This window comes from Streptomyces sp. NBC_01264 (assembly GCF_026340675.1).
Classification (GTDB): Bacteria; Actinomycetota; Actinomycetes; order Streptomycetales; family Streptomycetaceae; genus Streptomyces.
The window spans coordinates 6,668,807-6,681,025 of sequence record NZ_JAPEOX010000001.1; the positions used below are offsets into that span (position 1 = coordinate 6,668,807).

The 12,219-nt window shown below is 72.4% G+C and carries 10 protein-coding genes; all 10 read left to right on the forward strand.

The features are described 5' to 3' along the window. Nucleotides 1-56 precede the first annotated feature (56 nt). The 10 genes from OG435_RS31290 (at nucleotide 57) to gatB (ending at nucleotide 12,159) form a co-directional block, all read left to right on the forward strand. Nucleotides 57-401, forward strand: coding sequence for a DUF1330 domain-containing protein (locus tag OG435_RS31290; RefSeq protein ID WP_266881258.1), 345 nt, complete (start codon nucleotides 57-59; stop codon nucleotides 399-401). 2 nt (nucleotides 402-403) lie between these two features. Next, complete coding sequence (locus OG435_RS31295; protein WP_266881259.1) at nucleotides 404-1,333, forward strand: hypothetical protein; 930 nt, start codon at nucleotides 404-406, stop codon at nucleotides 1,331-1,333. Nucleotides 1,334-1,536: 203 nt separating this feature from the next. Beyond that, nucleotides 1,537-2,226 (forward strand): SDR family oxidoreductase, encoded by a 690-nt coding sequence (locus OG435_RS31300; RefSeq protein ID WP_266881260.1) that lies wholly within the window; start codon nucleotides 1,537-1,539, stop codon nucleotides 2,224-2,226. Then, nucleotides 2,223-3,218 carry a methionine synthase gene (locus OG435_RS31305; protein WP_266881261.1) on the forward strand — a complete coding sequence of 332 codons (996 nt, stop codon included), beginning with the start codon at nucleotides 2,223-2,225 and terminating at the stop codon, nucleotides 3,216-3,218. Before OG435_RS31300 ends, OG435_RS31305 begins: the two co-directional genes overlap by 4 nt. Before the next feature lie 31 nt (nucleotides 3,219-3,249). Next, on the forward strand, nucleotides 3,250-5,460 hold the full coding sequence (gene ligA / locus OG435_RS31310; protein WP_266881262.1) for an NAD-dependent DNA ligase LigA: 2,211 nt from the start codon (nucleotides 3,250-3,252) through the stop codon (nucleotides 5,458-5,460). Nucleotides 5,461-5,846: 386 nt separating this feature from the next. After that, a complete protein-coding gene (locus OG435_RS31315) occupies nucleotides 5,847-8,048 on the forward strand; it encodes a bifunctional diguanylate cyclase/phosphodiesterase (RefSeq protein ID WP_266881263.1) in 2,202 nt (733 codons plus the stop codon). A 537-nt stretch (nucleotides 8,049-8,585) separates the two neighbouring features. Further along, nucleotides 8,586-8,882, forward strand: coding sequence for an Asp-tRNA(Asn)/Glu-tRNA(Gln) amidotransferase subunit GatC (gene gatC / locus OG435_RS31320; RefSeq protein WP_007266718.1), 297 nt, complete (start codon nucleotides 8,586-8,588; stop codon nucleotides 8,880-8,882). Between the two features lie 5 nt (nucleotides 8,883-8,887). Next, a complete protein-coding gene (gene gatA, locus OG435_RS31325) occupies nucleotides 8,888-10,387 on the forward strand; it encodes an Asp-tRNA(Asn)/Glu-tRNA(Gln) amidotransferase subunit GatA (protein WP_430625725.1) in 1,500 nt (499 codons plus the stop codon). Then, nucleotides 10,384-10,635, forward strand: coding sequence for a hypothetical protein (locus tag OG435_RS31330; RefSeq protein WP_266881264.1), 252 nt, complete (start codon nucleotides 10,384-10,386; stop codon nucleotides 10,633-10,635). Before gatA ends, OG435_RS31330 begins: the two co-directional genes overlap by 4 nt. Before the next feature lie 15 nt (nucleotides 10,636-10,650). Further along, nucleotides 10,651-12,159 (forward strand): Asp-tRNA(Asn)/Glu-tRNA(Gln) amidotransferase subunit GatB, encoded by a 1,509-nt coding sequence (gene gatB / locus OG435_RS31335; protein ID WP_266881265.1) that lies wholly within the window; start codon nucleotides 10,651-10,653, stop codon nucleotides 12,157-12,159. Nucleotides 12,160-12,219: the final 60 nt, after the last annotated feature.

A 12,219-nucleotide genomic window follows, 5' to 3' on the forward strand; every position in this document is an offset into this window, starting at 1 on the left:
ACCGGCGGGCAGGATCGGATCAACCAGCCGATCCCGCACGGAAGAAGAGGCCCGAGATGACCGCCTACGCCATCGGCCACATACGCCCCGAGACCATGAACGAGGACATCCTCCGCTACATCGGGGAGATCCAGGCCACCATGGACCCCTACGAGGGCCGCTTCCTCGTCCACGGCCGCCAAGTGGAGGTCATGGAGGGCACCTGGCCCGGCACGATCGTGCTGATCGGCTTCCCCGACATCGAGCGCGCGCGGGGTTGGTACGCGTCGGAGGCCTACCAGGCGCTGATCCCGCTGCGCGCCGATCACATCGCGGGCGACATCATCCTGGTCGACGGCGTCCCCGCGGACTACGACGCCTCGAAGACCGCGGCCGCCCTCCGCGAAGCCGCGGGCCTCTGACGGTGTCGAACCACGCCACCTTCCTCGTCGACCGCCGGCGCTACCAGTCCTCCTTCGGCGCGGTCGGCCTGGACCTCGACCTCCTCGCCGGGCCGCGGGCGTTCGTGCCGTTCGCCGAGGCCCACGCGGAGGCGAGCGGGTCCTGGTACGACGACGACGCGTGCGAAGCGGGCGCGCTCGTCGACGGGGACGCGAAGGTCCTGCTGGTGTTCGCCTGGGAGGGCGTCTTCGCCTCCACGCGCACCCGCGCGGCGGCCCTGGACCTGCTGCGGCTCGCCTGGCCGGGCTGGCGGGTGCGCTGGCTCTACGACGGCCAGCGCGGCCTGCGCGCGTACGTCGGGGCCGAGCCCTGCACGTACCCGGGCAGGGCGACCGCCAGCCCGGTGCTGGAGCCGGGCGATCCGGAGCTCGCCGAGCCCGACCCGTCGGTGCTGGTCGTCACGGTGGGCGGGCGCTGCCACGTGCTGGGGATGGTCGGCGACCACCCGGTGGACGAGGGCCCGGCCCTGCTGGACCGGCTGGCGGGGGAGCCGGAGCACGCGGAGTACGCGGGTGCCTGCGAGGGCGGGCTCCACGTGGACCCGCGGCTGCGGCGGGTGGGGTGGTGGCACACGACCCGGCAGCCCGGGCTGCCGGAGGTGGCCGGGCTCTGGCCGGGGTGGACCGTGGAGTTCTGGGAGGACCGCTGGGCGGAGCACGTGCGGCGGGCTCCGGCGGTGGCCCTGCGGGAGCCGGACCGGGCGGCGGCCCTGGCGGAGGTGCGCGACGCCGCCCTCGCCCGCTGGGCCGGACCCCGGCGCGACGTCCGTGCGGCGGTCCGCGCCGCCGCTCCCCGGGCCCTGATCGGCCCGGGCCTGGCCCCGCCGCTCCGGTCCGCCCGTGCCGCGGAGGCACGCGAGGCGATCCTCCGGGCCCACGCCGAGGCCCTCTGACGGCAGTCGGCCGATCCGGCGGCCCCGCGCCGCCGGAGCCGCACCGGGTGCCACGACCTGAGCCGCAGCCGCGACCTGAGTCGCCGCCGCAGCCGCAGCCGCCGCCGCAGCCGCCGCCGCAGCCGCCGCAGCCGCGGCGGCGGCTCCGGCCGCGTACGTGGGTGCGGCGTGGGTGGGGTGGGGCACCTGCGAGCATGGGAGGCATGGCCACTCACCTCATCACCGGCGCCGGCTCCGGCATCGGCAAAGCCGTCGCGGACCGCCTGCACGCCCGCGGCGACGACCTCGTCCTCCTCGCCCGCGACGCCGCCCGCGCCCGGCAGCTCACCGACCGCTACCCCGGCTCGAGCGCGCTCGTCGGGGACCTCGCCGACCCCGACCGGCTGTCGTGGGCCTTCTCCAAGCAGGCCGTCCCGGAGCGGATCGACTCCCTCCTGCACATCGCCGGCATCGTGGATCTCGGCCCGGTGGGGGAGCTGCGCCCCAAGACCTGGCACCAGCAGCTCAACGTCAACCTGATCGCCCCCGCCGAGGTCACCCGGCTCCTGCTCCCCACCCTGCGGGCCTCGCACGCCACCGTCGTCTTCGTGAACTCCGGCGCAGGGCTCGCCGCCCACGCCGACTGGAGCGCGTACGCCGCCTCCAAGCACGGGCTCAGGGCGCTGGCGGACTCGCTCCGGGCGGAGGAGAAGGAGAACGGCATCCGCGTCACCTCCGTCTACCCCGGCCGCACCGCCACCCCCATGCAGATGAAGGTCCGCTCGCAGGAGGGCGAGTCCTACGACGCCGCCGACTGGATCGACGCCGAGTCCGTCGCGACCACCATCGTGATGGCCGTCGACCTGCCCCGCGACGCCGTGGTCAGTGACCTCACCGTCAGGCCCGGACGATGAGCGCGAGCCGCACCGGCGGAGCCACCGGGGTCGGCTCGCTCCCCGGCGGCGACGCCCGCGAGGCCGCCAAGACCGTCACCGGCTCCTTCGAAGAGTTCCCGTACCTCGCCGAGCTGCCCGCCCGGGGCCCCGGCTCGGACATGATCGGCCGCTCCCTCGGGCTGCTCGTGGACATGTACGCGCACGTCGAGCCCAGCGGCTGGCGGATCAGCGACCGCCCCGGCCGCGACAGCAAGCGGGCCCGCTCCTGGCTGGGCGAAGACCTGGACGCCCTGGAGGAGTTCACCCAGGGGTACGAGGGCCGGCTCAAGGTCCAGGCCGTCGGCCCGTGGACGCTGGCCGCCTCCCTGGAGATGCACGGCGGCGAGTCCATGCTCCAGGACCCTGGGGCCTGCCGGGACCTGGCCGGGTCCCTCGCGGAGGGCGTCCGCGAGCACCTGGCCGACGTACGCAAGCGGATCCCCGGCGCCGAGATCGTCCTCCAGTACGACGAGCCCTCGCTGACCGCCGTCCTGCTCGGGCGGGTGCGCTCCGCCAGCGGCTACCGCACGTACCGCGCCGTCGACCGGCAGGTCGTCGAGGGGACCCTGCGCGAGCTGTTCGCCGTCCACGACGGAGAGGTCGTCGTCCACTCCTGCGCCCCCGAGGTGCCCTTCGGTCTGCTGCGGCGCGCCGGGGTCTCGGGCGTGTCGTTCGATTTCTCCTTGCTCACCGAGCGCGAGGATGACGCCATCGGGGAAGCCGTCGAAGCCGGTACGAAACTCTTCGCCGGAGTGGTGCCCGGGACCGACGGCCCGTTGTCGGACCCGGGCGGTAGCGTCATGGGTGTCAGGAAGCTCTGGCGCAGGCTGGGGCTGACCCCGGGGACTCTGGCGGAGTCCGTCGTGGTCACCCCGGCGTGCGGTCTGGCGGGCGCTTCGCCCGCCTACGCACGGGCGGTTCAGGCCCACTGCGTCAGGGCGGCGAGGTCGCTCGCCGACAACCCTGAGTGATGGATCGAGACGGGTCACGGGAGGACACGGCATGGCAGCCGAACAGAAGCAGGGCAGCGAATCGGCCGTACCGGCGGAACTGCGCGAGCAGCACGCGCTGATCGCCGAGCAGGTCGAGGAGCACCGCTTCCGGTACTACGTGAACGACCAGCCGGTCGTCAGCGACGCCGAGTTCGACACGCTGCTGCGCTCGCTGGAGGCGCTGGAGGAGCAGTACCCGGAGCTGCGCACGCCCGATTCGCCCACCCAGAAGGTGGCCGGGGCGTACGAGACGGACTTCGCCTCCGTGGTACACCGCGAGCGGATGCTCTCCCTCGACAACGCCTTCGACGACGAGGAACTGGCGGCCTGGGCCGAACGCGTGGCCCGGGACGCCAACACCTCCGACTACCACTACCTGTGCGAGCTCAAGGTGGACGGCCTCGCCGTCAACCTCACCTACGAGAACGGCCGCCTGACCCGCGCCGCCACCCGCGGCGACGGCCGCACGGGCGAGGACATCACGCCCAACGTGCGCACCATCGCCGACATCCCCGACCGGCTGAAGGGCGACCGGATCCCCGCCCTGGTCGAGATCCGCGGCGAGGTCTACTTCCCGATGGAGAAGTTCGAGGAGCTCAACGCCCGGCTCGTCGAGGCCGAGGGCAAGCCCTTCGCTAACCCGCGCAACGCGGCGGCCGGTTCGCTGCGCCAGAAGGACCCGAAGGTCACCGCGAGCCGCCCGCTGCACATGGTCGTGCACGGCATCGGCGCCCGCGAGGGCTTCGAGATCGAGAACCAGTCGCAGGCGTACGAGCTGCTGCACGAGTGGGGCCTGCCCACCGCCCAGCACAACAAGGTGGTGTCCACGCTCGCCGAGGTCCGGGAGTTCATCGCGTACTTCGGCGAGAACCGCCACTCGGTGGAGCACGAGATCGACGGCGTCGTCGTCAAGCTCGACGAGATCGCCCTCCAGGGCCGGCTCGGGTCCACCGCGCGCGCCCCGCGCTGGGCCATCGCCTGGAAGTACGCGCCCGAAGAGGTCAACTCCAAGCTGATCGACATCAAGGTCGGCGTGGGCCGCACCGGACGCGTGACCCCGTACGCCCAGGTGGAACCGGTGACGGTGGCGGGCTCCGAGGTGGAGTTCGCCACCCTGCACAACCAGGAGGTCGTCAAGGCCAAGGGCGTGCTCATCGGGGACACGGTCGTGCTGCGCAAGGCCGGCGACGTCATCCCCGAGATCCTCGGACCGGTGGTCGACCTGCGGGACGGCAGCGAGCGGGAGTTCGTCATGCCCGCCGAGTGCCCGGAGTGCGGGACGAAGCTGCGGCCGATGAAGGAGGGGGACATCGACCTGCGCTGTCCCAACGGGCAGACGTGTCCCGCGCAGTTGCGCGAGCGGCTCTTCTACCTCGGCGGCCGCCAGTCCCTGGACATCGAGAACTTCGGCGCGGTGGCCGCGGCCGCGCTCACCCACCCGCTGGAGCCGGCCGAACCGCCGCTGCGGGACGAGGGCGACCTCTTCGACCTCACCATCGAGCAGCTCCTGCCCATCAAGGCGTACGTGGTCGACCCGGACAGCGGGCTGCCCAAGCGGGACCCCAAGACGGGCGAGGAGAAGATCGTCACGGTCTTCGCCAACCAGAAGGGCGAGCCGAAGAAGAACGCCCTGTCGATGCTGGAGAACATCGCGGCCGCCAAGGACCGCCCCCTGGCCCGCATCATCAACGGCCTGTCGATCCGGCACGTCGGCCCGGTCGCCGCGGAGGCGCTGGCCCGGGAGTTCCGCTCCATCGAGCGGATCGAGCAGGCGACCGAGGAGGAACTGGCCGCCACCGACGGCGTCGGCGCGATCATCGCGGCCTCCCTCAAGGAATGGTTCGCCGTCGACTGGCACCAGGAGATCCTGCGCAAGTGGCGGGCGGCCGGCGTCCGGATGGAGGAGGAAGGTTCCGGCGAGGACGAGGGGCCGCGCCCGCTGGAGGGGCTGACCGTCGTCGTCACCGGAACTTTGCAGAGCCACACGCGCGACGGTGCGAAGGAGGCCCTGCAGAGCCGCGGCGCCAAGGTGACCGGGTCCGTCTCGAAGAAGACCTCCTTCGTCGTGGTCGGCGACAACCCCGGCTCGAAGTACGACAAGGCCGTGCAGCTGAAGCTCTCCGTCCTCAACGACGCCGGATTCGCCGTCCTGTTGGAGGAGGGCCCCGACGCGGCGCGCGAGGCGGCGCTCCCGTTGGACGGCGACTCCGCGGCGGAGTAGCGAAGGCGAACGGATGCGTGGCGTGCGGCCGTACGAGCGGGCGCGCGCCGGGCGCGGCCGGCGGTGGGACCCGGTGGGCCGCGGCCGGTACCGGGTCCCCGCGAGGCCGGTACAAGGCTGGTGGTGGGCCCGCGGCCTGTCGGATCATCGGACGGGCGGCCAGGGGCCTGGTCCAAACTCACCCGTTCGGCGGATACCGTACTGATGAGGATGGCTGGGTCGTATTCGGGCAACCGCCGCCGACCGCTGCCCCTGGGCGCCTCCCGCGTCCTACTGTTGTGGGGTGCGCCTGTCGTGCACGGCTGCTTGACGCGCTTCCAGCCGTGATGGCATGACATCGGGGCCATCGCGTGGCATCGGCATCGCCGGCTGTGAGAGGGACGGGCATGAAACCCACCGAAAGCGCCGACCCGTCACCAGATTTCGGCGGGGAGTTCCCGTCCATGCGGACGGGCCGGCTCGGTGTCCTGGGTTCCAGGACACCGCAATCGCGACCACTCGACACCGGAGTGGGCGCGGGCGGGGCGGACCGGAACGCGGTGCTGCCCTTCGCCATCGTCACGCTCGCCGCCGTCGTGCTGGGCGTCGGCGTCGTCTTCGCGCTGACCGGCCGTCACGCCCTGTTCCCCGGCGGCCCGGTCGGCTGGGCGCTCGCCCTGCTCACCGGCATCATCGTCGGCCACCTCGTCGCCCTCGGCCGCGACCGGTGGTGGGGCGGCACCGGATCGGGCGCGGCCCTCACCCTCGGCGTCCTCATCCTCTACGGATGGGTCCCCGCCGGCCTGGTCTCCCTCGCCGTGGTCTCCCTGGTCGGCGCCGCCCGCAGGCACCGCTGGCGCCAGGGCCTGCTGCACGGAGCCACCGACATCCTCGGCATCGGCGCGGGCGCCCTCGTCCTCGCCGCGTTCGGCGAGTCGCCCTCCGTCGAGGCCCCGTGGCGGCCCACCGGCTGGGAGCTCGACGCGGTACCCGAAGTCGTCCTCGTCGCGCTCGCCTACCTGCTCGTCACCCGGGTCCTGCTGTGGCTCGCCCTCGCCCCGAGCGGCGGGGGACTGCCCACGGTCGCCCGTACCGCGCTGCTGCGCCAGGCGCTGGTCGCCGTCGCGCTCCTCGGCATCGCCCCGCTGATCTGCGTGGTCGCCGAATCGCAGCCGGTGCTGCTGCCGCTGTTCGCCGTACCGCTGATCGCCCTGGACTCCACGCTGTGGATCGCCCGCGCCCGCGCCGAGGAGCAGCTGCGGGACCCGCTCACCGGGCTGCCGAACCGCCAGTGGCTACTGGAGCGCGCCTGGAGCGCGCTCGACCAGGCCGAACGTTCCGGCAACCGGGCGGCCCTGGTCCTGATCGACCTGGACCGCTTCCGCGCGGTCAACGACACCCTCGGCCACCTGGCCGGCGACCGGCTCCTCCTGCAGATAGCGGACCGGCTGCGCCAGGCCCTGCCCCCGGACGCCGAGGCGGCCCGCCTGGGCGGAGACGAGTTCGCCGTCCTCCTCCCCGTCGCCGACTCCACCACCAGCGCCCAGCGGATCGCCCGCCACCTCGTCGCCGAACTCAGCTCCCCCCTCGACCTGGACGGCCTGACCCTGGTCCTGGAGGCCAGCGCCGGCCTCGCCGTCTTCCCCGACCACGCACTGGACGCGGAGGGACTGCTGCGCCGCGCCGACGTCGCCATGTACCAGGCGAAGCGGGACCGCACCGGGGTCGAGGTGTACGAGTCCAAGCGCGACAGCAACACCCCCGACCGGCTCGGCCTGCTGGGCGACCTGCGCAGGGCGCTGGACGCGGGCGAGGTGGAGCTGCACTACCAGCCGAAGGTCCGCTTCGACGGCAAGGTGGCCGGGCTGGAAGCACTGGTGCGCTGGGTGCACCCGGAACGCGGGCGGGTCCCGCCGGACGAGTTCATCGCGATCGCGGAGACCTCCGGGTTGATGCCGCACCTGACGGAGTACGTACTGGAGACCGCGCTCGCGCAGGTCGCCCGCTGGCGGGCCCAGGGCCTCAAGGTCCCGGTCGCCGTCAACGTGTCGCCGCGCGACGTCCACACCCCCGGCTTCGCGGGCGCCGTGGCCGCGCGCCTCGCCCGGCACGGGGTCCCGGCGAGCGGGCTCCAGCTGGAGATAACGGAACACGTCCTGCTGGAGGACCCGCAGCGGGCCGCCGACACCATGGCCGGGCTGACCGGGCACGGCGTGAAGATGTCCCTGGACGACTTCGGTACGGGCTACTCCTCCCTCGTCCACCTGCGGCGGCTGCCCGTCAGCGAGCTCAAGATCGACCGCTCCTTCGTGGCCCGCCTCGCGGTGGACGCCCAGGACGCGGAGATCGTCCGCTGCACGGTGGACCTCGCACACTCCTTGGGCCTGCTGGTCGTCGCGGAGGGCGTCGAGGACGACGAGACGTGGGAGCGCCTGCGCGACCTCGGCTGCGACGCCGTCCAGGGCTGGCTGGTCGCCGCCGCGATGCCTCCCCAGGAGGCCACGGCCTGGCTGCTGGCCCGCGGCGAGCGCGGCTGGCGGCGGCCGGCGGACATCACGGCGGAGCTCGCGGCGGAGGCGGCGTCCGCGGCGGCGGCGCAGGCCCCGTGAGGTAGGTGGAGGCACCGGCGGTGCACGTGCCCGTGCCGGGCGATCCGCCGTCGGTCTTCCGCGCGGGCGGGATCACGCACGGCCCGAGCCAGCAGCCGGAGGCGGCGCTCGACCCGCGGCGGATGGACCCGTCCCTCACGGTCCAGCCGATCACCCTCGACAAACGCCGGAGGGGCTGGATGTGGCCGGTGTGGGCTGGATGGCGCGGAGCGCCATTTCAGCCGTCCGGCGTTTGAGGACCGGGGTCTGGGGCGGAGCCCCAGGGTCTTTCGGGGTCCGGGCAGCGCCCGGGGAACGGTGGAAGGGCGGGTAGGGGAACTCCGCCCAGCGCAGCGGCAAGGGTCGCAGTGGGGAACTCCGCCCCGCGCAGCGGAACCCGAGCCGGGGCGGGCTGCGGACAGCCTCGCCGCGCGGCGGAAATCGGCCCGCGTGGGGGCTTCGTACCGCCCCGGGGGGAAACCGGGGCGCCGGGCAGGGGCGGGGCCCCATAGGATTGGGGCCGAAACCTACACACCCGAACCCCCAGAGGATCGCTGCATGCCTGGCATCACGCGCGAGGAGGTCGCCCACCTCGCTCGGCTGGCACGTCTGGAGCTGAAGAGCGAAGAGCTCGACCACTTCGCTGGACAGCTCGACGACATCATCGGCGCGGTCGCCCGCGTTTCCGAGGTCGCCGACCAAGACGTCCCGCCGACCTCCCACCCGCTGCCGCTGACGAACGTCATGCGCGCGGACGAGGTCCGTCCGTCGCTCACCCCCGAGCAGGCGCTTTCCGGCGCTCCCGCCCAGGAGCAGCAGCGTTTCAAGGTGCCGCAGATCCTGGGGGAGGACTAATCACCATGGCTGACATCAACATCATCAAGCTCACGGCCGCCCAGACCGCCGAGAAGATCGCCTCCGGCGAGCTCACGGCCGTCGAGGTCACCGAGGCCCACCTGGCCCGTATCGGGGCGACCGACGAGAAGGTCCACGCCTTCCTGCACGTCGACCGCGAGGGCGCGCTGGCCCAGGCGGCCGCCGTCGACGCCAAGCGTGCGCGCGGCGAGGAGCTCGGCCCGCTGGCCGGCGTACCGCTCGCGCTCAAGGACATCTTCACCACCGTCGGGATCCCCACCACCGTCGGTTCGAAGATCCTCGAAGGCTGGATCCCGCCGTACGACGCCACCCTGACGCGCAAGCTGAAGGAAGCCGACGTCGTCATCCTCGGCAAGACCAACATGGACGAGTTCGCCATGGGGTCGTCGACGGAGAACAGCGCTTACGGGCCCACCGGCAACCCCTGGGACCTCTCGCGGGTCCCCGGCGGCTCCGGCGGCGGCTCCGCGGCCGCGCTGGCCGCGTTCCAGGCGCCGCTGGCCATCGGCACGGACACCGGCGGTTCCATCCGCCAGCCCGCCGCCCTCACCGGCACCGTCGGCGTGAAGCCCACCTACGGCGGCGTCTCCCGCTACGGCATGGTGGCCTTCTCCTCCTCCCTCGACCAGGGCGGTCCCTGCGCCCGTACGGTCCTGGACGCGGCCCTCCTCCACGAGGTCATCGCCGGCCACGACCCGATGGACTCCACGTCCATCGACGCCCCGGTCCCGCCGGTCGTCGAGGCGGCCCTGAGCGGCTCCGTCGCCGGCATGCGCGTCGGTGTCGTCAAGCAGTTCGCCGGCGAGGGCTACCAGGCCGGCGTCGTCCAGCGGTTCAACGAGTCCGTCGCCCTCCTCAAGGAGCTCGGCGCCGAGATCGTGGAGCTGGACTGCCCGTCCTTCGACCTCGCGATGGCCGCGTACTACCTCATCGCGCCGTCCGAGTGCTCCTCCAACCTGGCCCGCTTCGACGCCATGCGCTACGGCCTGCGCGTCGGCGACGACGGCACCAAGTCCGCCGAGGACGTCACCGCCCTGACCCGCGAAGCCGGTTTCGGCGACGAGGTCAAGCGCCGCGTCATCCTCGGCACGTACGCGCTCAGCTCCGGCTACTACGACGCGTACTACGGCTCCGCCCAGAAGGTCCGCACGCTCATCACGCGGGACTTCGAGAAGGCCTTCGAGCAGGTCGACGTGATCGTCTCCCCGACCACGCCCACCACCGCCTTCGCGATCGGTGAGCGCACCGACGACCCGCTGGCGATGTACCTCGCGGACCTGTGCACCATCCCGACCAACCTGGCCGGCAACTCCGCCATGTCGCTGCCCTGCGGCCTGGCCCCGGAGGACGGTCTGCCGGTCGGGCTCCAGATCATCGCCCCGGCGATGAAGGACGACCGCCTGTACAAGGTGGGTGCCGCAGTCGAGGCCGCCTTCGTCGAGCGCTGGGGCCACCCGCTGCTTGAGGAGGCTCCGTCGCTGTGAGTTCCAATACGAGTGCGCTGTCCAAGGCCAAGGGCTTCAGGAAGTCCAAGTCCGGTACGTACCTGTCGATCGGCACCACCGCGTTCGGTGCCCTCAGCGTCGTCAAGCAGGCCAGGAAAGCCCGCAGCGAGCACGACACGCTGAAGCTGATCGACGCCGTCGTGTCGGCCGCCGCCATCGTCACCGGCCTCGCGATCCTGTACCGCGAGCTGAAGCGTCTCGGCGACGACGACGTCCTGCTGGGCTGAGAGGGAATTTCCACTGTGACTGCCATTGAACTGCTGTCGTACGAGGACGCCCTCGCGTCGTACGACCCCGTCATGGGCCTCGAGGTCCATGTCGAGCTCGGCACGAAGACCAAGATGTTCTGCGGCTGCTCGACCGAGCTGGGCGCCGAGCCCAACTCGCAGACCTGCCCGGTCTGTCTCGGCCTGCCCGGCGCGCTGCCGGTCGTCAACGAGATCGGCATCGAGTCCGCTATCAAGATCGGTCTCGCGCTGAACTGCGAGATCGCCGAGTGGTGCCGCTTCGCCCGGAAGAACTACTTCTACCCGGACATGCCGAAGAACTTCCAGACCTCCCAGTACGACGAGCCGATCGCCTTCAACGGCTTCCTCGACGTGCAGCTGGAGGACGGCGAGATCTTCCGCGTGGAGATCGAGCGCGCCCACATGGAGGAGGACACCGGCAAGTCGCTGCACGTCGGCGGCGCCACCGGCCGTATCCACGGCGCGTCCCACTCCCTGCTGGACTACAACCGCGCCGGCATCCCGCTCATCGAGATCGTCACCAAGCCGATCGAGGGCGCCGGCGAGCGCGCCCCCGAGGTGGCCAAGGCGTACGTCGCCGAGCTGCGCGAGGTCATCAAGGCGCTCGGCGTCTCCGAGGCCCGCATGGACAAGGGCCAGATGCGCTGCGACGTCAACCTGTCGCTGCGCCCCACCCCCGAGTCCGAGTTCGGCACCCGCAGCGAGACGAAGAACGTCAACTCGCTGCGCTCCGTCGAGCGCGCGGCTCGCTTCGAGATCCAGCGCCACGCGGCGGTGCTCTCGTCGGGCGGCTCGATCGTGCAGGAGACCCGGCACTTCCACGAGGAGGACGGCTCCACCACGGCCGGCCGCATCAAGGACAACGCCGAGGACTACCGGTACTTCCCGGAGCCCGACCTGGTCCCGATCGCCCCGGCCCGCACCTGGGTCGAGGAGCTGCGCTCCGGTCTGCCGGAGATGCCGCGCGTGCGCCGCAACCGCCTCCTGGAGGAGTGGGGGATCAACGAGCACGACATGCAGTCGATCCTCAACGCGGGCGCGGTGGACTCCATCGTCGCCACCATCGAGGCCGGCGCCGACTCCACGGCCGCCCGCAAGTGGTGGATGGGCGAGCTGGCGCGCAACGCCAACGAGCAGGGCGTCGTCGTCGACGAGCTGCCCATCACCCCCGTCCAGGTCGCGCGCGTCGCGGCCCTGGTGGCGGCCGGTGAGCTCAACGACAAGCTGGCCCGCCAGGTCCTCGAAGGCGTCCTCGCCGGCGAGGGCACCCCGGACGAGGTCGTCGAGAAGCGCGGCCTGAAGGTCGTCTCGGACGAGGGCGCGCTCGGCGCGGCCGTGGACGAGGCCATCGCGGGCAACGCGGGCATCGCCGACAAGATCCGCGGCGGCAAGGTCGCCGCCGTCGGCGCGCTGGTCGGAGCGGTCATGAAGACCACCCGCGGCCAGGCCGACGCGGCCCGCGTCAAGGAGCTCATCCTGGAGCGCCTGGGCGTCTCCGAGTAGTTCGCGCGATCGGCGTGCGCGAAGGCCCCGTACCGGATCCGTCCGGTACGGGGCCTTCGC

Coding starts and splice junctions, on each gene's coding strand:
- ligA (WP_266881262.1), top strand. CDS start 3,250: ATGGCAGCCGAACAGAAGCAGGGCAGCGAATCGGCCGTACCGGCGGAA.
- OG435_RS31305 (WP_266881261.1), top strand. CDS start 2,223: ATGAGCGCGAGCCGCACCGGCGGAGCCACCGGGGTCGGCTCGCTCCCC.
- OG435_RS31315 (WP_266881263.1), top strand. CDS start 5,847: ATGAAACCCACCGAAAGCGCCGACCCGTCACCAGATTTCGGCGGGGAG.
- gatC (WP_007266718.1), top strand. CDS start 8,586: ATGCCTGGCATCACGCGCGAGGAGGTCGCCCACCTCGCTCGGCTGGCA.
- OG435_RS31300 (WP_266881260.1), top strand. CDS start 1,537: ATGGCCACTCACCTCATCACCGGCGCCGGCTCCGGCATCGGCAAAGCC.
- gatA (WP_430625725.1), top strand. CDS start 8,888: ATGGCTGACATCAACATCATCAAGCTCACGGCCGCCCAGACCGCCGAG.
- OG435_RS31290 (WP_266881258.1), top strand. CDS start 57: ATGACCGCCTACGCCATCGGCCACATACGCCCCGAGACCATGAACGAG.